Origin of the sequence: Stenotrophomonas sp. GD03680 (assembly GCF_029844625.1) — a bacterium.
Lineage (GTDB): Bacteria > Pseudomonadota > Gammaproteobacteria > Xanthomonadales > Xanthomonadaceae > Stenotrophomonas > Stenotrophomonas maltophilia_P.
Map to the genome: position 1 here is coordinate 75,593 of NZ_JAOCKC010000009.1, position 20,516 is coordinate 96,108.

16 protein-coding genes and 1 tRNA gene are annotated in these 20,516 nt (G+C 65.0%); 13 read left to right on the plus strand and 4 right to left on the minus strand.

All coding sequences use genetic code 11. The features are described 5' to 3' along the window. Positions 1 to 232 precede the first annotated feature (232 nt). From N5J29_RS12145 to N5J29_RS12190, 10 genes are all read left to right on the plus strand, one after another. The gene (locus N5J29_RS12145; protein WP_180875532.1) at positions 233 to 2,035 is read left to right on the plus strand and encodes an autotransporter domain-containing protein; all 1,803 of its coding nucleotides are present in this window, start codon (positions 233 to 235) and stop codon (positions 2,033 to 2,035) included. Between the two features lie 958 nt (positions 2,036 to 2,993). After that, positions 2,994 to 3,067: transfer RNA gene (locus tag N5J29_RS12150), tRNA-Gly, on the plus strand. Between the two features lie 15 nt (positions 3,068 to 3,082). Further along, positions 3,083 to 4,735, plus strand: a complete 1,653-nt coding sequence (gene ltrA / locus N5J29_RS12155) for a group II intron reverse transcriptase/maturase (protein WP_164106453.1) — start codon at positions 3,083 to 3,085, stop codon at positions 4,733 to 4,735. A 334-nt stretch (positions 4,736 to 5,069) separates the two neighbouring features. After that, on the plus strand, positions 5,070 to 5,516 hold the full coding sequence (locus N5J29_RS12160) for a hypothetical protein (protein WP_065181652.1): 447 nt from the start codon (positions 5,070 to 5,072) through the stop codon (positions 5,514 to 5,516). Between the two features lie 142 nt (positions 5,517 to 5,658). Continuing rightward, on the plus strand, positions 5,659 to 6,537 hold the full coding sequence (rimK, locus tag N5J29_RS12165) for a 30S ribosomal protein S6--L-glutamate ligase (protein ID WP_164150945.1): 879 nt from the start codon (positions 5,659 to 5,661) through the stop codon (positions 6,535 to 6,537). 254 nt (positions 6,538 to 6,791) lie between these two features. Next, positions 6,792 to 7,268, plus strand: a complete 477-nt coding sequence (locus tag N5J29_RS12170; RefSeq protein ID WP_164150947.1) for a hypothetical protein — start codon at positions 6,792 to 6,794, stop codon at positions 7,266 to 7,268. Positions 7,269 to 7,357: 89 nt separating this feature from the next. After that, positions 7,358 to 7,831 carry a hypothetical protein gene (locus N5J29_RS12175; protein WP_065175768.1) on the plus strand — a complete coding sequence of 158 codons (474 nt, stop codon included), beginning with the start codon at positions 7,358 to 7,360 and terminating at the stop codon, positions 7,829 to 7,831. Positions 7,832 to 7,839: 8 nt separating this feature from the next. After that, the gene (locus N5J29_RS12180) at positions 7,840 to 8,517 is read left to right on the plus strand and encodes a response regulator transcription factor (RefSeq protein WP_053517044.1); all 678 of its coding nucleotides are present in this window, start codon (positions 7,840 to 7,842) and stop codon (positions 8,515 to 8,517) included. Next, positions 8,480 to 9,850, plus strand: a complete 1,371-nt coding sequence (locus N5J29_RS12185; RefSeq protein ID WP_053517042.1) for a HAMP domain-containing sensor histidine kinase — start codon at positions 8,480 to 8,482, stop codon at positions 9,848 to 9,850. Before N5J29_RS12180 ends, N5J29_RS12185 begins: the two co-directional genes overlap by 38 nt. 259 nt (positions 9,851 to 10,109) lie before the next feature. After that, positions 10,110 to 10,493: a hypothetical protein gene (locus tag N5J29_RS12190; protein WP_065175771.1), complete on the plus strand. Its 384-nt coding sequence runs from the start codon at positions 10,110 to 10,112 to the stop codon at positions 10,491 to 10,493. Between the two features lie 54 nt (positions 10,494 to 10,547). On the opposite strand, the gene coaE is transcribed toward N5J29_RS12190, so the two are convergent. The 3 genes from coaE to N5J29_RS12205 are packed head-to-tail and all read right to left on the minus strand — an operon-like array spanning position 10,548 to position 13,299. Next, positions 10,548 to 11,159, minus strand: coding sequence for a dephospho-CoA kinase (coaE, locus tag N5J29_RS12195; protein ID WP_164150949.1), 612 nt, complete (start codon positions 11,157 to 11,159; stop codon positions 10,548 to 10,550). 10 nt (positions 11,160 to 11,169) lie between these two features. Further along, the gene (locus tag N5J29_RS12200; RefSeq protein ID WP_053517036.1) at positions 11,170 to 12,033 is read right to left on the minus strand and encodes an A24 family peptidase; all 864 of its coding nucleotides are present in this window, start codon (positions 12,031 to 12,033) and stop codon (positions 11,170 to 11,172) included. 6 nt (positions 12,034 to 12,039) lie between these two features. Then, positions 12,040 to 13,299: a type II secretion system F family protein gene (locus N5J29_RS12205; RefSeq protein ID WP_053517034.1), complete on the minus strand. Its 1,260-nt coding sequence runs from the start codon at positions 13,297 to 13,299 to the stop codon at positions 12,040 to 12,042. A 361-nt stretch (positions 13,300 to 13,660) separates the two neighbouring features. On the opposite strand from N5J29_RS12205, the gene N5J29_RS12210 reads away from it, so the two are divergent. The 3 genes from N5J29_RS12210 (at position 13,661) to pilB (ending at position 19,046) form a co-directional block, all read left to right on the plus strand. Then, complete coding sequence (locus N5J29_RS12210) at positions 13,661 to 14,101, plus strand: pilin (protein WP_164150950.1); 441 nt, start codon at positions 13,661 to 13,663, stop codon at positions 14,099 to 14,101. 158 nt (positions 14,102 to 14,259) lie between these two features. Beyond that, the gene (locus N5J29_RS12215) at positions 14,260 to 17,307 is read left to right on the plus strand and encodes a fused MFS/spermidine synthase (protein ID WP_164150952.1); all 3,048 of its coding nucleotides are present in this window, start codon (positions 14,260 to 14,262) and stop codon (positions 17,305 to 17,307) included. An 11-nt stretch (positions 17,308 to 17,318) separates the two neighbouring features. After that, complete coding sequence (gene pilB / locus N5J29_RS12220) at positions 17,319 to 19,046, plus strand: type IV-A pilus assembly ATPase PilB (RefSeq protein WP_164150954.1); 1,728 nt, start codon at positions 17,319 to 17,321, stop codon at positions 19,044 to 19,046. Positions 19,047 to 19,115: 69 nt separating this feature from the next. Here pilB and N5J29_RS12225 read toward each other — a convergent pair whose 3' ends face one another. Beyond that, on the minus strand, positions 19,116 to 20,489 hold the full coding sequence (locus N5J29_RS12225) for a sigma-54 dependent transcriptional regulator (RefSeq protein WP_053517026.1): 1,374 nt from the start codon (positions 20,487 to 20,489) through the stop codon (positions 19,116 to 19,118). Between the last annotated feature and the right edge of the window lie 27 nt (positions 20,490 to 20,516).

Here is a 20,516-nt window from a genome sequence, read left to right on the forward strand (position 1 = left end):
TGTCGCGTATGGCCCGTCAGGACGGAAACCATCCGTTCCTCCGCACGGCGCCCGCATCGGCGCAGCCTGCGATTGGCGGGCTGCGCGGCAATTCATGCGGCGGCGCAGCGTGAGCAATCGTCGGTGCGGTGAAACCATTCACCGTGCGCCGGCGTACGCACGCCGGATCCTCAATGACGTCCCCACAGGAGTTCTTTACATGCTGCTCAGCAAACGCCCGATCCGCTCCCTGATGGCGGCCGCGATCGCACTGGCCGCGGTTCCGGCCATGGCAGGCGAATCCCCTTACTCGCACGCGGTGTTCTTCGGCGACAGCCTGACCGACGCGGGCTATTTCCGGCCGCTGCTGCCCCCGGCAACACAGCAGGTCACCGGCCAGTTCACCACCAATCCGGGCTGGGTCTGGTCGCAGCAGGTCGCCAACTACTACGGCCTGAACGGAACGCCCAACGGCAACGGCCAGAACGGCGACAACTATGCCGCCGGCGGTGCGCGCGTGTCGGTGGAGGTCACTGGTGCCCTGGGGCCCATTCCGTCGCTGAAGACGCAACTCACCCGCTACCTGGCCGCAAATGGCGGCAAAGCCGATGCCAACGCGCTGTACACCGTCTGGGGCGGCGCCAACGACCTGTTCGCGGCCGCTGCGGCGCCGGCACAGGCGCAGGCCATCATCGGCGCGGCCGTCACCGACCAGATCGCCCTGGTCGGCGCGCTGAAGCAGGCGGGCGCCCAGTACGTGCTGGTGCCGAACCTGCCCAACGTCGGCCTGACGCCGTCCTTCCGTGGCCCCAATGCCGCCGCCGCCACCGCGCTGTCGGCCGGCTACAACAACGCCCTGTATGGCGGGCTGAAGCAGGCGGGCATCGAATTCATCCCGTTGGATACCTTCACGGTGCTCAGTGAAGTGGCCGCCAATCCGGCCATGTACGGTTTCACCAACGTCACCAGTACGGCCTGCACCATCGACCCGGCCAATTCGACGCAGAGCATCATCGGCTGCAACCCGACGTCCTACGTCAGCCCGGATGCCGCGAAGACCTACCTGTTCGCCGACGGCGTGCATCCGACCACGGCAGGCCATGCACTGCTGGGCCAGTACGCGGTATCCGTGCTGGAAGGCCCGCGCCTGCAGCAGGTGCTCAGCCATTCGGCGCAGACCATCGGCCGTTCGCGCGCCGACCAGGTCGGCATGCATCTGGGCGGTCGTCCGGCTGACGGCCTGTCATGGTGGGGCGGTGTGCGCGGCGACATGCAGCGTTATGACCACGCCGATCTCTACGACGGCCTGGCGCCGGCCGGCCTGTTCGGTGTCGACTGGTCGCGTGACGGCATGGTCTTTGGCGGCTTCGGTGGCTATGGACGCATGGATGCCGATTTCGGCAACAGCCGCGGCGATTTCACCCAGTCCGACACCACGCTGGGCCTGTTCGCTGGCTGGTACGGCGAGCGTGCCTGGGTCAACGGGCAGGTCAGCTACAGCTGGCTCGACTACGACGTGACCCGCAAGGTGCAGCTGGGTCCGGCCACCCGTGAGCATGGCGGTTCGGCAGATGGCAGCAATCTCACCGCCGCCATCAATGCGGGGTACGAGTTCGGCACCGAGGGCGGCTTCCGCCACGGTCCGGTGGCTGCCGTGATCTGGCAGAAGGTGAAGATCGACGGCTATACCGAGAGCGCCGACGCCGGCACGCTGGCCACTGCGCTGGGTTACAACAACCAGGAGCTGGACTCCACTGTCGGTCGCATCGGCTGGCAGGCGCGCTTCGATGGCGGCACCTTCAAGCCCTACGTGCAGGCCACCTACGACCACGAGTTCGAAGACACCAAGCAGGCCAGCGCCTGGCTGCAGTCCCTGCCGGAGCTGGGCAGCTACCGCGTGCCGGGCCTGAAGTTCGACAAGGACTACGCCACCGTGGTGCTGGGCGCCCGCACGGAGCTGTTCGGGCTGCAGAGCAACATCGGCCTGAGCACCTCCACCGCGCAGAAGCGTGCACGTGACGCGACGCTGTTTGCCAGCTTCAGCGGCAGTTTCTGACGAACGCACCTTCCCAGGCCCCGCAAGGGCCTGGGAAGGCTGCATGGCAGCGTCGGGCCATGCCCGGCGCATGCGGTGGCCACCATTGCGCAACACCGGCCCGACCGCATAGACTTTCACCACGCGACGCGGGCGTAGCTCAATGGTAGAGCTGTAGCTTCCCAAGCGTGCGACACGAGCCGTGCCGCACGTTCAACCGACCAGGCGGTTTCCTGGCCACAGCTGTACAGATCTCGGTCTGACAGCAAAACGTCCCCCAGCAACACGGTGGACGATACGTTGAACGGTAGGAGTACATCCCTACTGGCACGGCGAAGGCTGTGCATGCAATTGTTGGTCGTCCACCCTGCCAAGGGTTGTCGAACCAACCCGGTGTTCAGCCACCGGTAGCCAAGGAGTGGTGCGGGAGAAGTAATTCTCCGGTGCTAAGCTCTCCGTTAATGTAGCCATCCTCACGGATACGATTCTCCCGTGAGGGAGGACTCGTGACCTCGGTAGTCGTAACCGAGTAGGCGCTAGGCTGAGTATCAAGGATCAGTACAAACGAATCGCCATATAAACGTCGTCAAGCTAGACGGGCCAACTGCGACTGGGCCCTACCCAAAACGGGACGAGGTCGGATGTTTCTCTGCTTGGTAGAGACACGCTGACAATTGCACCTCCGGCGAAAAGGCGAGATCCTAGGTACTCTGTTGCATGTACGGAACGTGGTAAGCCCAACTGGTTGTCGCCTCGGCGACTAGGTTCTCCGCAAGGAGAAACGATGACCAAGTGGGTATAGGATGGTGGAGTAAGCGAATGCCTCTCTGTAATCGAGGGGATAGGGGATGAAAAGATCGCCCCAACCCGAAAGGGTGCTGACTTCCACCGGGTGGTCTGTCGCTAGACAGGCTTCGCAAACTCACACCCAACGGGGAACGACTCCCCTTTGGGGCGTCTATCCCCTGACGGGCTCTGGGCGGGTGTAGCTCAATGGTAGAGCTGTTGCTTCCCAAGCAACTGACGAGGGTTCGATTCCCTTCACCCGCTCCACTCCAGGAGGTAGATATGGACGCCATCATCGATGGTGATGTCGCCTCCTCACACCTCAGCAACTGGCACTCCATCAACTGGAAAGCCACAAGCTGCGCTGTGTCGAGGATGCAGGCAAGAATAGCGAAGGCAGCTAAGGATAAGCAGTGGCGTAGGGTCACACGCCTACAGAAACTACTTGTCCGCTCAACTGCAGCCAAAGCAACGGCTGTACGTCGAGTCACGGAGAACCAAGGCCGTCGTACCCCGGGTGTAGACCGTGCAACGTGGTCGACACCTGCGGCAAAGTGGAATGCCATCAACTCCCTGCAACGCAAGGGATACAAGGCAAAACCGCTTCGCCGAATCCACATCCCCAAGGCCCGAGGTGGCACCCGCCCTCTCGGTATACCGACGATGAAAGATCGAGCAATGCAGGCGCTGTATCTGTTTGCGCTCGACCCCGTCGCCGAAGCATATGGGGACATTCACTCATACGGGTTCCGTAATTTCAGGTCGACAGCTGACGCTGCCGCCCACCTGAAGACCTGTCTGAGCACGAAGACCAGCTCACGCTGGGTGATGGAAGGGGATATCAAAGGCTGCTTCGACAACATCAGTCACGACTGGCTGATGAAACACGTACCAATTGACCGGCATGTGCTGTCGCAGTGGCTGAAAGCAGGCTTCATGGAAGACCGTAAGTTGTTTCCGACGGACGCGGGTACACCACAGGGCGGAATCATTTCCCCCGTGCTCGCAAACATTGTCCTTGACGGATTGGGCCGGCTCATCGATGCGCTCCCACGCCGCAACAAGTGCAACTTCGTCCGCTACGCAGACGACTTTGTCATCACAGGAGCCTCTGCGGAGATCCTGGAACGCAAGGTCAAGCCGATCGTCGTCAAGTTCCTCGCAGAAAGAGGGCTCACGCTCTCCGAAAGCAAGACGAAGATCACACACATGGACGAAGGCTTCGACTTCTTGGGATGGAACTTCCGGAAATTTGGAAATCTCCTCCTTAGAAGGCCGTCGAAACAAAACACCAACGCCTTCATGGCTAAGATCCGCAGCCAGCTCCGGCTACTGCGGGGATCCACCCAAGACGACGTACTGCACGTCCTTAACCCGATCATTCGGGGGTGGGGCATGTATCACCAAGTCGTGAACGCTTCAGAACCGTTCGCAAGATTGGATCACCTTATCCACCACGCGGTCTGGTGTTGGGCCAAACGCCGTCACCCCACCAAAGGTCTCCGCTGGATCAAACGTCGGTACTTCCGGCGCGACAAGTCCCGCGACTGGATCTTCGGTGTTGGTAAACACACTCTGATGCGCCTGTCGTCCCTCAAGGTCGGCGAGTACATCAAGGTGCGGTCTGACGTTAGCCCCTACGACCCCAAAGACGAGAGCTACTTTAATCAGCGGTTGCAGTACCGCATGAAGCGCTCGCTGACCGGGAAAAGGAAACTGCTATGGCTTTGGACAAAGCAAGAGGCCAAGTGCGCCTGCTGTGGGCGGAAACTGACCAGCACCAGCTGGCACATCCACCACAAGGTTTTCAGGGTGTACGGGGGGTCTGACCGCCTCTCCAACCTTGTTTTGCTCCACACCACCTGTCACGAGCAGCTTCACGCCCGTGCCAGGCTACGGCTGTCGCCCCCTCCCATAGAAGAAGGGGGTTCGTGACTGCTTGAGCCGTGTGAAGGGTAACTTTCACGCACGGTTCTGAGGGGGGAGGGTGGCCGCGAGGCCACCTTCCCACCCGACTACTGACGTGGGTTCGATTCCCATCGCCCGCTCCATCTTCCGCAACGATGCGTGTGTTTTCCGGATCGGCCGCGAACCTGGATGTTTCCCCTTTTGCATCTTTCTGTGCCTGCCGGCTCTGTGAGTCGGTGAAGCGTGGGCGCTTCCGGTGCTTGCCGATGGTCTGGCGGGGCGATAAGCCGGTAAAGTGCGGCAACATTCAAGCCAGTGGAAGGGGGGGAGGATGCGGAATCGGATTCTTGCGGTTGCGTTGATGGGTATTGCGGCGGCGTGCACGCCGACCGAAGAAGATGCAAGAAAGCAGAAGGTCGAGGCTGATCGGGCCATAGCGGAGGCGGGGGTCCGTCGGGCGCTGAAGGATCCTGACTCGGCAAAGATCGTCATCCGTCAGGCGTTTGCGATGTTCGACGGTACGATTGTCTGCGGGATGGTCAACGCGAAGAACAGCTTCGGCGGCTACACGGGCGACCGCGCGTTCATGATCAACGTCAATGCGGATGGCAGTACCGGTGCGCCCTCCGTTGCGCAGGACGACGTCAGCAGCGCGGTATCCGTGGAAATGTGCGATTTCCAGCGGGACTATGCCGCACAGCCTGGCCACGTCGGCAAGGCGGTCACGCCGGAGCAGTCCAGAGAGCTTTTGGCGGCCTACACCAAGAGGGTGCGGGAGGTCGTTGCACGGATCAATACGGGCCGATAAAACGCGGCAGCCGCAGCCCGACGGCATCGGTGTCGGGCTGTTGCTGGCTGGGCCGTGGCGCCCTGTCCCGGCAACCGCGCGGCATCATCCGCCCGCCACACGGCCGCGCTATGCTGCGCGCCTGCCGACCGATCCCGCCGCGATGAAGCTCGCCATCCTGTCCCGCAACAGCTCCCTGTATTCCACCCGCCGGCTGGTCGAGGCGGGGCGTGCGCGCGGCCACACGGTGCGCATCCTCGATCCGCTGCGCTGCTACATGCGCATCGCTGCCGACGGATTCTCGATGCACTACAAAGGGCGGCCGATGACCGGTGTGGACATGGTCATTCCGCGCATCGGTGCGTCGATCACGCGATATGGCACTGCGGTCCTGCGCCAGTTCGAGCTGATGGGCGCGCGTACGCCCAATCCGTCCGACGCGATCCTGCGCTCGCGCGACAAGCTGCGCGCGCATCAGCTGCTGGCGGCCAAAGGCATCGACATGCCGGTCACGGTGTTCGGCGACAACCCCGATGACACCGTCGATCTGCTGTCGATGCTGGGGCCGCCGCCGCATGTGGTGAAGCTCAACGAGGGAACGCAGGGGCGCGGCGTGATCCTGACCGAAAAGGCCAGTGCCTCGCGCGGGATCGTCGAGGCGCTGCGTGGCCTGTATGCCAACTTCCTCATGCAGGAGTTCATCGGAGAAGCCAAGGGGGCCGATCTGCGCTGTTTCGTGGTCGGCGACCAGGTGGTGGCCTCGATGCAGCGGCAGGCACCCGAAGGCGACTTCCGCTCCAACCTGCACGCCGGCGGCACCGCCGTGGCGGCCAAGGCCAGCCGCGCCGAACAGCAGGTCGCGGTGCGCTCGGCCAAGGCACTGGGGTTGGCGGTCTGCGGCGTCGACCTGATCCGCTCGCAGCGGGGCCCGCTGGTGCTGGAGGTCAACTCGACCCCGGGCCTGGAAGGCATCGAGGCAGCCTGCGGGGTGGACGTGGCCATGCGCATCATCGAGCACGTCGAGAAGCTGAAAAAATCCTGATTTTTCAGTAAGTTGATATTCTCTTTGGGCGGCGAGACGCTGCTTTAACATGCCTTTAATCGGTGCGGGGGTAGGCTTCAGCGAACCGCAGCTCTGCCTCTCAGCAGGATCGGTATCGGGATACGACTTCAGGCCCAGGCGGGTGCACCGCCTGGGCCTTTTTTTATGCGCGTCCGTAGGCCAAGCGCCACTTGTGGCGACCCAGGGGCGCTCGTAGAGTTGGGCCTTCGTTCCGATGGACCGGGAGGTGGGCGATGTACCGCATCACGATGATCGCGTTGTTGCTGTGCGTGTCGGGCGCTGCTGTCGCCAAGACAGAGAAGAGCGCCCTGCAGATGGATCGCCAGGCTCCGGTTGCCGGCCAGGTCGAACAGGTCGAGAAGGCGCTGCAGGCGCCGGAGTACGCCGAACTGAGCGCCGATGACCGCAGCCAGATCCAGCAGGCGCTGGCCCGCATCACCCAGCGCATGGGGGACCGGCAGCGGGTCGATGAGCTGCCGCCGCAGGTACAGGCGCAGGTGTTCAACGACCAGGAGCGGGTCAACCAGCTGCTCGCCCGCGCGCACGACGACAGCCGCCAGGTCTGTACCTACCAGCGCACCACCGGCAGCAACATGCCCAAGGGCCGTTGCCTCACTGTCGCCGAACGTCGCCGCATCGAAGAAAAGGGCAAGGCGCTGATCAATGACCAGCGCACGTTCAACAATCTCAACCCTGCCAGCAACCGGTAGGCCGTCCGCCGCCCCCACGCGTGGCACTTGCTGGCGTGAAGGTGGTGCGAATACAGTCGGCTCTCAACTCAGACAAGGATCCGTTTGCCATGAAGTCCCTCCTTTTGCCTGCGCTCCTGTTCTCCGGATTGGCCCTGGCCGCCACCGCCTCCGCATCCAAGCAGGGCGGCGAGGTCTTTGCCTCCGGCAAGCCGCTGCAGCAGCAGCTCGAGCGCATCGAAGTCGAACTCAACGACGGCGAGACCTACAGCGAGCTGACGATGGCCGACCGCAGCCGGGTCCGCGAAGCGCTGGTGCGCCTGCGCGCTGCCGTGGAGCAGTACCCGAACCGAGATCTGATGCCTGAACGGGTACGAACCGATGTCATCAACGACCAGCAGGTCGTGAACACGGTTTTGACACAGTCACGTGAAGATAGTCGTCTAATATGCCAACGTGAGAAAGCCACGGGTTCGAACCGGCACACGACGCAGTGCATGACTGTCGCCGAGCGCGCCCGGCAGAAGGACAAGGCACAGCGTGATATGGGCCAGGCCCAGCGCGTCGGAAAATTCGTCAACTAGAGGTGACAGTGAGAATCCTGGTAATCGAAGACAACAGCGACATTGCGGCCAATCTGGGCGACTACCTCGAGGACCGGGGCCACACCGTGGACTTCGCCGCCGATGGCGTGACCGGACTGCATCTGGCCGTAGTGCACGAGTTCGACGCGATCGTGCTGGATCTCAACCTGCCGGGAATGGACGGAATCGAGGTCTGCCGCAAGCTTCGCAACGAAGCGCGCAAGCAGACCCCGGTGCTGATGCTGACCGCTCGTGACTCGCTGGACAACAAGCTGGCGGGTTTTGATTCCGGTGCGGACGACTACCTGATCAAGCCGTTCGCGCTGCAGGAAGTGGAAGTGCGTTTGAACGCGCTGTCCCGACGTGGCAAGGGGGTGCAGACCCGCGTGCTGGAAACCGGCGACCTGGAGTACAACCTGGACACGCTGGAAGTGCGCCGCCAGGGCAAGCTGCTGCAGCTCAACCCGACCGCACTGAAAATCCTGCAGGCGCTGATGGAAGCGGCGCCGGCCGTGGTCACCCGCCAGGAACTGGAAACCCGCGTGTGGGGCGAGGAACTGCCCGACTCGGATTCGCTGCGCGTCCATATCCACGGTCTGCGTGCCGTGGTTGACAAGCCGTTCGAAGTGCCGCTGATCCAGACCCGCCATGGCATCGGATACCGCATCGCCACCCCGGAAAGCTGATCCCGTGGCAACCAAGGGGGAGCGCCGGCGCACGCCGTATCGGCGCCGCCTGCGCAGTCGAATCATCGTGTCATTCGTGTTGTTGGGCTTCTGCCTGACAACACTGTTCGCGTTCGCCACCAACTGGGCCCGGATTCGGGTGGAGAACCAGCTGGTCGAGGATGTGATCAACCACAACATTGAAGAGTACGCCCGTCGCTTCTACGAGCACCCCGGACGCAATCCGGCCGTGCCGGTACAGCAGATCCGCGCGTATGCCTATTCGGCGGACAAGTTCGACAAGGCGCGTGAGTCCTGGCCGCAATGGGCTGACCTGCAGACCGGCAACTACAACCTCAGCGGGACCGACGAACAGGGGCAGCCGTACGCCTACAAGCTTGCCGTGCGCAAGGCCGACGATGCGTGGTTCTTCCTGGCCTATGACATGACCGACAGCATGCGCGGCAGCAAGCAGCTCAACCGCGCCCTGGTACTGTCGGTGCTGGTGTTCAGCCTGCTGTCGCTGGTGCTGGGCTGGTGGTCGGCCTCGAAGGTGATGAAGCCGGTATCGGACCTGGCGGCCCGCCTGCGCGCCTACCGGGGCGGCACCAGCGAGCCTGAGCCGCTGGCGCCGCGCTTCCCCGACGACGAAGTGGGCCAGCTGGCCCAGGCGCTGGACGACTACTCCTCGCGATTGACCGAAGTGGTGCAGCGCGACCGTGAGTTCAATGCGGACGTCAGCCACGAACTGCGCACGCCGCTGGCGGTGATCCGCGGCGCCACCGAGCTGCTGCTGACCCGTCCCGGCCTGGATGAAAAGGTGCTGCAGCGCCTGCAGCGCATCCAGCGTGCCGAGCAGCAGTGCAGTGATCTGATCGGCGCTTTGCTGCTGCTGTCGCGGAACGAGCGGGGGCAGGGCACCAGCAATGTTGCCCGTGTGGCCGAGCAGCTGCTGGACGCGCACCGCGCGCAGCTGGGTGGCAAGCCGCTGGAACTGGCACTGGAGGGCGAGCGCAACCTGGTGATCGACGCGCCCGAGGCCGCGCTTTCGGTGGCGCTGGGCAACCTCATCGGCAACGCGGTGAAGTACTCGCAGGATGGCGAAGTGCGCGTGCACGTAGGGGCCAACTCGGTCTCGGTCACCGACAGTGGTCCGGGCCTGAGCGAGGAAGATGCGGCCAAGCTGTTCCAGCGCGGTTACCGCGGTACGCACGCGGGCCATTCGCAGGGCGGCGGCATCGGCCTGTCGATCGTCAGCCGCCTCTGCGACCTGTACGGCTGGCAGGTCAGCGTGCGCCCCGGGGGCGAGCGCGGCGTGATCGCAACGCTGACGTTCTCGCCCAGGCCGCTGTAGCAGATCCTTTGCCTGCCGAGCAGGGCCCGGCCCTACAGGGACGCCTCTTCCAGGGCGTCGCTGTCGCTAACGGCATGAACGTATCTGTTCTGCACGGCCAGACACCCGGCGCGCGCACGCTCTGCCGCGTCCGCTGCGTGTCCGATCTCACGGTTCCGGGTAGTCATAGGGCAGTTGACGCTTTTACCTCCTGATTGCCGGACGTGCAGATGGCCAAGATGCCAGTCCGCGCACTTTGCCGGCTGCCAGGAGCATCGCCATGTCGCATCGCATCCGTTACCCCAACCTGCATCAACTGGTCGGTGATTCGATCAGCCAGTTGTCTCCGGACGTCGCCCAGCGCGTCGAGGACGTACTGTCCCGCTGCGACGGCCAGATGCCGGCCCAGCAGACGCCAGTCGACGCCGGCGGCGTCAGCGCCGACGCAGCGCAGCCTGCCGATCTCAGGCGCGCCGTCGAAGGTCTCGGCACCCTGACCCGGGTGATGTACGCCGCGCACATCGCGCGCACGCGGGGGGGCCAGCAGAACGTGCTGCCACCGGGCGCGATGGAAGGCCTGATTCTGGCCGCGCGGGAACTGACGTGTCACGTGCAGCAGCAGCTGCAGGCCGAGAGAATCAGGGGGACAGCCACATTGCAGTGATGGCCGGGGACACTGCCACGACGATTCTGCAACGCCGGGCACGTGCCCGGCGGGTCAGCTCCCGGCCAGCGCCAGATAGCGCTGGTGCAGCGCCTCCACCTGCGCCTGCAGGTCGTCCGGCTGCCCATCGTTGACTACCACGTCATCGGCCAGTGCCCGGCGCTGCGCGCGGCTGGCCTGGGCGGCGATCATCTGGTCGGCCAGGGCGGCGTCGATGCCATCGCGCTGCATCAGCCGGGCGTGCTGTACGGCTTCGGGTGCATCCACCAGCAGTATCCGGTCCAGCCATGGATAGGCGTGGCGGCCGCCCACCTCGGTCAGCAGCGGAATCGCAGCAATGGCGTACGGGCTCGGCGCCTGCGTGCACTGCTGCTGCATCAACAGGCGGATGGCGGGGTGGGTGATGGCTTCCAGTGCCGTCCGTTCGGCCGGGTCAGCGAAGACATGGGTGCGCAGGCGCGCCCGGTCCAGGCTGCCATCTGCCAGCAGCATGTCCGTGCCGAACCGGTCGGCAATGCGGGCCAGCGCCGGGCTGCCGGTGGCCACCACCGCGCGGGCGGCCAGATCGGCGTCGGCCACCACGATGCCCAGCGCTTCGAAGCGCCGCGTCACTTCGCTCTTGCCGGCCGCGATGCCGCCGGTCAGGCCGACCACGTAGCGGCTCACGGCGGCCCCCTCAGCGCAGGCCGCTCAGGGCCAGGTAGCGCTCCACCAGCGGTTCGCCCCACATGAAGAACAACCAGCCGGCGATGGCCAGGTACGGGCCGAACGGAATCGGCGTGGCGCGATCGCGTCCCCGGCTGTAGAGCCAGATCGAACCGACGATGGCGCCGATCACCGAGGACAGCAGGATGATCGGCAGGATGCCCTTCAGGCCGCACCAGGCGCCGAGCGCCGCCAGCAGCTTGAAGTCACCATGGCCCATGCCCTCCTTGCCGGTCAGCTGCTTGAACAGCCACCAGACCGTCCACAGCGACAGATAGCCCACGGCCGCGCCGACCAGGGCCGGCTTGGCGGGCATGTACAGATTGTCGATGCTGCCGATCAGGCCCAGCCACATCAGGGGCAGGGTCAGCTGGTCGGGCAGCAGCTGGGTGCGCAGGTCGATGCCGGACAGCGCGATCAGGAAACAGGTCAGCACGATGGCGCCGAAGCCCTGCCAGCCGAAGCCGAACTGCCACACGCAGGCCAGCACCAGCAGGGCGGTCATCGCTTCCACCAGCGGGTACTGCAGCGAGATCGGCGCCTTGCAGTGGCGGCATTTGCCCCCCTGGATCAGCCAGCTGAACAGCGGGATGTTCTCGTACCAGGACAGCTTGTGCTTGCAGTGCGGGCAGTGCGACGGCTCGACCACGATGCCCGGCGGCGGCGGCTCGTAGAAGTCCGGTTCCTCCAGCACTTCGCGCGCATCGCGCTTCCACTGCCATTCCAGCCGCTTGGGCAGGCGCAGGATGACAACATTGAGGAAACTGCCCAGCAGCAGTCCCAGTCCGGCCGCGGCGGGGTAGCCGAGGCCGGGGTGCTGGTCGAGAAAAGCCATGTATTTTTATCCGACGACGGCGCCCAGTTTGAAGATCGGCAGGTACATCGCAATGACCAGGCCGCCGACAATGGTACCAATGAACACCATGATCATCGGTTCCAGCAGGCTGCTCAAGGCATCCACGGCGTTGTTGACCTCCTGCTCGTAGTATTCGGCGACCTTGAACAGCATGGTGTCAAGGGCGCCGGCCTCCTCGCCGATGCCGGTCATCTGGATCACCATGTGCGGGAACAGGTTCAGCTGCTTCATCGCCATGTTGACCGGATAGCCGACCGAAACGTCGTCGCGCATGCGCAGCACCGCCTCGCCGTAGACCTTGTTGCCGGTGGCGCCGGCGACGATGCCCAGGGCCTCCACCAGCGGCACGCCGGCCTTGAAGGTCACCGCTGTGGTGCGGGAGAAGCGGGCGATCGCACTGTTGTGCATGATCTGGCCGATGACCGGCACCTTCAGGATCAGCCGGTCGACGGTGTGCTGCATCTTCTCCGATCGCCGGTAGGTCATGGCGATCGCCACCACCGCGCCGATGGCGACGATGGCGATCAGCCACCACCACGACACCATGAACCGTGACAGGTTCACCACCATCTGGGTGAATGCCGGCAGGTCGGCACCGAAGCTCTGGAAGACTTCCTCGAACTGCGGGACCACCCAGACCAGCAGGATCGTGCTGACCAGGAACGCCACCACCAGCACCATGGCCGGGTAGAACAGCGCCTTCTTGATCTTGCCCTTCAGCGCCTCCAGGTTTTCCTTGTAGGAGGCGATGGTGTCCAGCACGGTCTCCAGCACACCGGCGCTTTCGCCGGCCCGTACCAGGTTGCGGTAGAGCTCATCGAACTGCACCGGATGCTTGCTGATGGCCTCGTGCAGCGACGAGCCGCCCTCGATGTCGGTGCGGATCGTGTCCACCATCTTCTTCATGCGCGGGTTCTTGTGCCCGCTGCCGATGATCTCCAGCGCCGACACGATCGGCACGCCGGACTTCATCATGGTGGCCATCTGCCGGCTGAAGAACGCGATGTCCTTCGGAGAGACCGGCTTGCCGGCCGCACCGAACAGCGGCTTCGGCTTGGGTTTGACCTGGCCCGGGCTGATGCCCTGCCTGCGCAGTTCGGCGCGCAGCAGGTTGGCGTTTTTCGCCAGCTGCTCGCCCTTCATCTTTATGCCCCGCTTGTCGGTCCCCTCCCAGACAAACGGCTGCAGCTCCATCGTGGCGCGGGCCACGGGCTCCTTCTTGATCGCACTGCGACTCACAGACATGTTGGCTCCCCAGGCCCGCCATCCCCAGGCGGGCATCCTGAGCGGCGATGGTAGCTGGTTCAGACCCGTCCGGGGAGCCTGCCGACGTGACGACGTGCAGGGTTTTCGACGCGTCGAGGCGAAAGGTGACGCGCTGCGTCACATTGCCGCGTCCATCGCAGATTCGGAGCAGGGGGGTTCCCATCCGCGAAATAGCTGCCATCATTGGCGCGGGGAAATCGGGGGAGGCGTGGCCATGGGAGATTGGCACGCAACCTGCGTTGATCCACCCGCGGGGACGGGCAGCCTGCTCATCCGGTCATCTGGCCGGCCGGTTGCCGCACCCGGAAAATCAACCACCACTACTTGGGGACGTACCACCATGAAGAACCAGAAGGGCTTCACCCTGATCGAACTGATGATCGTCGTTGCGATCATCGCCATCCTGGCCGCCATCGCGCTGCCGGCTTACTCGAACTACACCAAGAAGGCCAAGGTCTCGGAAGTGATCCTTGCGGCTTCTTCGCTGCGTACCGACGTGTCGGAATACGTGGCCAGCAACAATGCCCTGCCGCCGGCCACCTGGGAGCCGGATTTCCAGCAGACCCAGTATGTGGACAAGCTGGAATGGGATGCGACCACCAAGACCATCACCGCGACCGCGCGTAACATTGCTGACGACATCAATGGCGATACCATCACGCTGAAGGCCGACGACAGCAACGTGGAGAACGGCGTCATCCCGAAGTGGACCTGTGAAGGTTCCATCGCTTCGAAGTACCGCCCGGGTTCGTGCCAGGGTGAGGCCGCAGCCGCCGAGTAATTGGCGTTCGCTGCTCGCATACGGAAACGGGGAGCCCAGGCTCCCCGTTTTCGTTTCAGCGCTGCGGGTTGACCGGATCCTACCTGGCCACACGCTTGCATTGAGTCCGCGAAGTTTGTTCTTCTGTTGAAATCGACCGTGCGACTGGGGAGTTCGCAATGCGCCGTCCTTCATTCAGCCATGGCCCATGGCTGCTTCTGATCTTCGTGCTCTCCGGCTTCGCCGGGCTGATCTACCAGTCCATCTGGACGCAGTACCTGGGGCTGTTCCTGGGGCATTCCTCGCACGCGCAATCGCTGGTGCTGATCCTGTTCATGGGCGGCATGGCGCTGGGGGCGTGGCTGGTCAGCCGCCGCAGCGCGCTGCTGCGCAGGCCGCTGCTGGCCTACGCGGTCATCGAGCTGGTGATCGGGGTGCTGGGTATCAGTTTCGACGGGCTGTTCCAGGGCGTGACCGGCTGGGCGTACACCCACCTCATGCCGGGCATGGAGGGCACCTCGTCCACGGCGCTGCGCTGGGCGCTGGCCACGGCCCTGGTGCTGCCGCAATGCATCCTGCTGGGCGCGACCTTCCCGCTGATGAGTGCGGGTTACATGCGCCTGCAGCCGGGGTCGCAGGGTGAGGTGCTGGCCGGGCTCTATTTCTCCAACAGCCTGGGCGCGGCCGCCGGCGCCCTGGTGGCGACCTACGCGCTGCTGCCGGCGGTAGGACTGCCGGGCACCGTCCTCAGTGCCGGCCTGCTCAACATCGTGGTGGCCATCCTGGTCTATCCACTGGCCCGCGACGGCAGCGCGCCTGCGGTAGTGGCCTCCGCCGCGCCGGCTGCCGGCGGCGTACGACCGGAGACTGCAGTGCCGGTGCGGCTGGTGCTGCTGGTCGCAGCGGCGACCGGCGCGTCATCCTTCGTCTACGAAATCACCTGGGTGCGCATGCTGTCGCTCGCACTCGGCACCACGCTGCATTCGTTCGAGCTGATGCTGGCGGCGTTCATCCTCGGCATCGCCTTCGGCGGCCTGTGGCTGCGCCGCCGCGCCGACCGGATGCCGTCGCCCCTGCGCGTGGCAGGCTGGGTGCAGGTGTGGATGGGGCTGGCGGCGCTGGCCTCGATGTTCGTCTATGCGCAGGCCTTCGATTGGGTCGGCTGGCTGATGCGGGTCATCGTGCGCAGCGCGGATGGTTACGTGCTGTACAACCTGGCCAGTGCCGCCATTGCCGGCCTGGTGATGTTCCCGGCGGCGTTCTTCGCCGGCATGACGCTGCCGCTGCTGACCCTGGCGCTGCTGCGCGCCGGGCAGGGCGAGCGCGGGATCGGCCAGGCCTATGCGTTCAATACGCTCGGCGCGATCGTCGGTGTGCTGGCGGCCATCCATCTGCTGATGCCGCTGCTGGGGCTGAAGTACGCGCTGCTGGTCGCGGCGGTGGTCGACATCGTGCTGGGCCTGGTGCTGCTGCAGCGCCTTCGGCTTGCGGCTCCGGGCCGTCTGCGCTCGCCACTGTGGCAGGCTGGCGCGCTGGGTGTCGCTGGCGTAGTGGCGGCCGTCTTGCTGGTCCGCTTCGATCCGCTGGTGCTGAATTCGTCGGTGTACCGCCATGGCACGGCCCGTCTGGCGGATACCGCCACGATGCTGTTCTCGCGCGATGGGCAGACGGCCACCGTGGCGGTCTATGAAAGCACCCAGCCGATCGGCCGCATGCGTGCCATCGCCACCAACGGCAAAGTGGATGCAGGCATGGCCGTGTCGATGGCACAGGCACCCACCAGCGACGAATCGACCATGATCCTGCTGGCGGCTCTGCCGTTGGCGCTGCGCGATGATTACCAGCGCGTCGGTGTGATCGGTTTCGGATCCGGGCTCAGCACGCACACGCTGTTGGGCGACCAGCGCGTCGGGCGCGTGGAAACGGTGGAGATCGAGCCGGCCATGGTGGAGGGCGCGCGTCTGTTCGGCGAGCGTGTCGAGCGCGCCTTCAACGATCCGCGCTCGCACGTGGTGATCGACGATGCGAAGTCCTATTTCGCCGCCAGTCCGCGCAAGTACGATCTGATCATTTCCGAGCCGTCCAATCCCTGGGTGGGTGGAACGGCGGCGCTGTTCAGCGACGAGTTCTATGCGTTCGTGCCACAGCAGCTCAACGAAGGTGGCGTGTTCGTGCAGTGGCTGCAGCTGTATGAGATCACCCCCGAACTGGTCAGCTCGGTACTGGCGGGGCTGCTGGAACAGTTCTCCGATGTGCGCGCTTACCTGGCCAATCGTGGCGACCTGATCCTGGTGGCGACGCCGAAGGGCACGTTGCCGCCGATGAAGGGCAGCCTGTTCCAGCAGCCGCAGCTGCGCGGGGAACTGGCGCGGATCGGCGTGCATTCCGTGGCCGATCTGGAGAACGCCCTGTCCATGGATGACGCAGCGCTGCGCGCCTTCGTTCCTCTGTATCCGGCCGCGCGCAATTCCGATTACTTCCCGACCTTGAAGTTGAATGCCCCGGTAGCACGTTTCCAGGGGGCGTTCACCCGTGATTTCCAGCAGGTGATGACGGCCCCCTGGCGGATCGTCAGTGCGCCGCCAACGGGGCAGGTGACGGGTGCTGCGGCGGGTCTGCCGCAACCGGCGTCCAGCCGGGATGACAAACGTCCGACCGCACGGGCCGTGGCAGCTTTCCTGCAGGGCGAGGTGCCCACGGATGCGGCGGATGCCGATTGGATGAGTGCGCAGGCGCTGCGTGGGCTGGCAGCGCGCTGCGAACTGGACGGATCTCCGATGGAAACCACCCGGCTGCTGTTCGTGCTGGCCGGAGAAACGATCCCGTTCCTGCCGGCAGCGCAGCGGGCGGCCCTCTGGGCGCAGCGCGACTGGATGGACTGCACCCCGGCAGATCCCGTCGTGTCCGCCAGCCTTGCCCTGGTTGCCGCCGCGGCCACCGACGACCACCACGCTGTACTCACGGAAGGCCGGCGATTGTTGGGCAGCGAGCATGCGCCGACGCTGCTGGCCGACCCGGCCACCGGCTATTATCTGTTCGGTGCAATGCAGCACGCTGCGCGGCAGCTGGGGGATACCACGGCGTCGCGGCAACTGACGGACCAGTACTGGAAGGCGCTCGCGCCCGATGCGCGAGGAAACGGACCGCTGCGTTTGCTGAGCTACCTGGCCGCTATGGGCCGGCAACCCGTTTCTGAAACTGAATTCCGGCCGTCAGGGCACGAGTAACGAGGAATCCCATGAGCGTTGTTTCATCCCCCAACCTTGTCGGCATCACCGGGCTGGCGCGCCGCCTGGTCCAGGATGGTGCGCTGGACGAGGCCACCGCCCGCGACGCCATGACCCGGGCCGCCGCCGCGCGGCAGCCGCTGCCGCAGTGGTTCGCGCAGAACAAGGTGGTGGGGGCAGCACAGCTGGCCGCGGCCAATGCGGTCGAGTTCGGCATGCCGCTGTTCGACGTCTCGACCTTCGATGCCAGCCAGAACGCGATGAGCCTGGTCAGCGAGGAACTGCTGCGCAAGCACAACGTACTGCCGCTGTTCAAGCGTGGCGGCAAGCTGTTCGTCGGCACCAGCAACCCGACCCACGCACTGGACGAGATCAAGTTCCACACCAACCTGGTGGTGGAGCCGATCCTGGTCGACGAGGACCAGATCCGCCGCACTCTGGAACAGTGGCACGCCAGCCACGACACGCTGGGTGACGCGCTGGGCGGTGACGATGAGGGGATGGCCAACCTCGACGTGGGCCTGGGCGATGAGGATGGCGCGGGCGGCGACTCCGGCATCGATGCCAAGGGCGACGACACCCCGGTGGTGAAGTTCGTCAACAAGGTGCTGGTCGATGCGATCCGCAAGGGCGCGTCGGACATCCATTTCGAGCCGTACGAAGACGATTACCGCGTGCGCCTGCGCATCGATGGGCTGTTGAAGATGGTCGCGCGCGCGCCGGTGAAGTTGAACCAGCGCATCGCCGCGCGCCTGAAGGTGATGGCGCAGCTGGACATCGCCGAGAAGCGCGTGCCGCAGGATGGCCGCATCAAGCTCAACCTGTCCAAGTCCAAGCAGATCGATTTCCGTGTGAGCACGTTGCCGACGCTGTTCGGCGAAAAGGTCGTGCTGCGTATCCTCGACGGCAGTGCCGCCAAGCTGGGTATCGACAAGCTCGGCTATGAGCCCGACCAGCAGAAGCTGTTCCTGGATGCGATCCACAAGCCATACGGCATGGTGCTGGTGACCGGGCCGACCGGTTCGGGCAAGACGGTGTCGCTGTATACCGCGCTGGGCATTCTCAACGACGAGACGCGCAACATCTCCACGGCGGAAGACCCGGTGGAAATTCGGCTGCCCGGCGTCAACCAGGTGCAGCAGAACAACAAGCGCGGCATGACGTTCGCCGCTGCGTTGCGCTCGTTCCTGCGCCAGGATCCGGACATCATCATGGTCGGCGAAATCCGCGACCTGGAGACCGCCGAGATCGCCATCAAGGCCGCGCAGACCGGCCACATGGTGCTGTCCACCCTGCATACCAACGACGCGCCGCAGACCATCGCGCGCCTGATGAACATGGGCATCGCGCCGTACAACATCACCAGCTCGGTGACCCTGGTGATCGCCCAGCGTCTGGCGCGACGGCTGTGCCCGAACTGCAAGCGCCCGGCGCAGCTGCCGGAGCATGCATTGCTGGCCGAGGGCTTCACCCAGGCCCAGCTGGATGATGGCATCCAGCTGCATGAGGCGGTGGGCTGTGATGAATGCACCGAGGGTTACAAGGGCCGTACCGGTATCTACCAGGTGATGCCGATGACCGACGAGATCGCCACGATCGTGCTGGCCGGTGGCAATGCGCTGCAGATTGCCGAAGCCGCGCAGGCGATCGGGGTCAATGACCTGCGGCAGTCGGCATTGAGGAAGGTCGCGGCGGGCGTGACCAGCCTGGCCGAGATCAATCGCGTTACCAAGGATTGACGCGGTTGTGCTGGCGGCGTCGGAGCCCTTTCCTGCGGAAAGGGATCCGACCGCTGGGTCTTGCGGCCCTTACTCCATGCCCAGCTTCTTCAGCTTGTAGCGCAGCGCGCGGAAGGTGATGCCCAGCTGCGCGGCGGTACGGGTCTTGTTCCAGCGGTTTTCTTCCAGCGCGCGCTGGATGGCGCTGCGTTCGAGCTGTTCGATGTACGAGGGCAGGGCGGCACTGCCCGGCTGCAGATCGACCACGGCTTCGGCGGCCGTGCCGTTGCCGGGCATGCGGGGGGCGTGTTGCGGCAGGCGCAGATCGTCGACACCGATGCGGTCTTCCTCGGCCAGGGCCAGCGCGCGCTCAAGGATGTTCTCCAGTTCGCGCACGTTGCCGGGGAAGGCGTACTGCGCCAGTGCCTCCAGCGCCGAAGGCGCGAGCAGCGGCGTGGTGCGGCCGTGGCTGCGGGCCAGCCGCGCCAGCACGGCAGCGGCCAGCTCCGGCAGATCCTGGCGGCGTTCGCGCAGCGGCGGCACCTTCAGTTCGATCACATTGATGCGGTAGTACAGGTCGTGGCGGAAGCGGCCGTCCTCGACCAGCTCGGCCAGATCCTTGTGGGTGGCCGACAGGATGCGCACATCGACCGGTTCCTCGCTGGCCGCACCCACCGCGCGCACCGACTTCTCCTGGATCGCGCGCAACAGCTTCACCTGCATCTGCAGCGGCAGCTCGGCGACCTCATCCAGGAACAGGGTGCCACCATGGGCGGCCTGGAACAGGCCGGGCTTGTCGGCGTGGGCGCCGCTGAAGCTGCCCTTGCGGTGGCCGAAGAACTCGCTCTCCATCAGTTCGCCGGGAATCGCGCCGCAGTTGACCGGCACGAACGGCCCGGCAGCACGTGCCCCCTGGGTGTGGATGGTCCGCGCGACCAGTTCCTTGCCGACGCCGGACTCGCCGAGGATGTAGACCGGGGCCTGGCTGCGCGCCACTTTGCCGATGGTGGCACGCAACACGTCCATCGCCGGCGAATTGCCGAGCAGCCGGGCGCCCTGTTCGGCGACGGGGCCCGGTACGGGCCGCTCGCTGTTGTTCAGTTCCAGCGCGTGCTTGACCAGTCCGCGCAGCACGGCGATGTCCACCGGCTTGCTGACGAAGTCGAAGGCGCCCGCCTTCAGGGCTTCCACTGCCAGATCCATGCTGCCGAAGGCGGTGATCATCGCCACCGGTGTGCGCGGGTAGTGCTGGGCGATCTCGCTGACCAGCTCGATGCCGTTGCCATCCGGCAGGCGCATGTCGGTGATGCACAGGTCATAAGGATTGCTGGCCAGCAGCTCGCGCGCTTCGGCGAGGTTGGCTGCAGTACTGATGCGCAGCCCCATGCGGCCGAGCGTCAGCACCAGCAGTTCGCGGATGTCGCGTTCGTCGTCGACGACGAGGGCGCTGCGGGTTTCGTTCATGGGCGGAAAAGATAAACGAGGGGGCTG

Excerpts from the sequence above, each read along its gene's own strand:
- N5J29_RS12185 (WP_053517042.1), top strand. The coding sequence starts at position 8,480 with ATGGCATCGGATACCGCATCGCCACCCCGGAAAGCTGATCCCGTGGCA.
- N5J29_RS12170 (WP_164150947.1), top strand. The coding sequence starts at position 6,792 with ATGTACCGCATCACGATGATCGCGTTGTTGCTGTGCGTGTCGGGCGCT.
- pilB (WP_164150954.1), top strand. The coding sequence starts at position 17,319 with ATGAGCGTTGTTTCATCCCCCAACCTTGTCGGCATCACCGGGCTGGCG.
- N5J29_RS12145 (WP_180875532.1), top strand. The coding sequence starts at position 233 with ATGGCGGCCGCGATCGCACTGGCCGCGGTTCCGGCCATGGCAGGCGAA.
- N5J29_RS12175 (WP_065175768.1), top strand. The coding sequence starts at position 7,358 with ATGAAGTCCCTCCTTTTGCCTGCGCTCCTGTTCTCCGGATTGGCCCTG.
- rimK (WP_164150945.1), top strand. The coding sequence starts at position 5,659 with ATGAAGCTCGCCATCCTGTCCCGCAACAGCTCCCTGTATTCCACCCGC.
- ltrA (WP_164106453.1), top strand. The coding sequence starts at position 3,083 with ATGGACGCCATCATCGATGGTGATGTCGCCTCCTCACACCTCAGCAAC.
- N5J29_RS12215 (WP_164150952.1), top strand. The coding sequence starts at position 14,260 with ATGCGCCGTCCTTCATTCAGCCATGGCCCATGGCTGCTTCTGATCTTC.
- N5J29_RS12225 (WP_053517026.1), bottom strand. The coding sequence starts at position 20,489 with ATGAACGAAACCCGCAGCGCCCTCGTCGTCGACGACGAACGCGACATC.
- N5J29_RS12160 (WP_065181652.1), top strand. The coding sequence starts at position 5,070 with ATGGGTATTGCGGCGGCGTGCACGCCGACCGAAGAAGATGCAAGAAAG.
- N5J29_RS12210 (WP_164150950.1), top strand. The coding sequence starts at position 13,661 with ATGAAGAACCAGAAGGGCTTCACCCTGATCGAACTGATGATCGTCGTT.
- N5J29_RS12200 (WP_053517036.1), bottom strand. The coding sequence starts at position 12,033 with ATGGCTTTTCTCGACCAGCACCCCGGCCTCGGCTACCCCGCCGCGGCC.
- N5J29_RS12190 (WP_065175771.1), top strand. The coding sequence starts at position 10,110 with ATGTCGCATCGCATCCGTTACCCCAACCTGCATCAACTGGTCGGTGAT.
- N5J29_RS12205 (WP_053517034.1), bottom strand. The coding sequence starts at position 13,299 with ATGTCTGTGAGTCGCAGTGCGATCAAGAAGGAGCCCGTGGCCCGCGCC.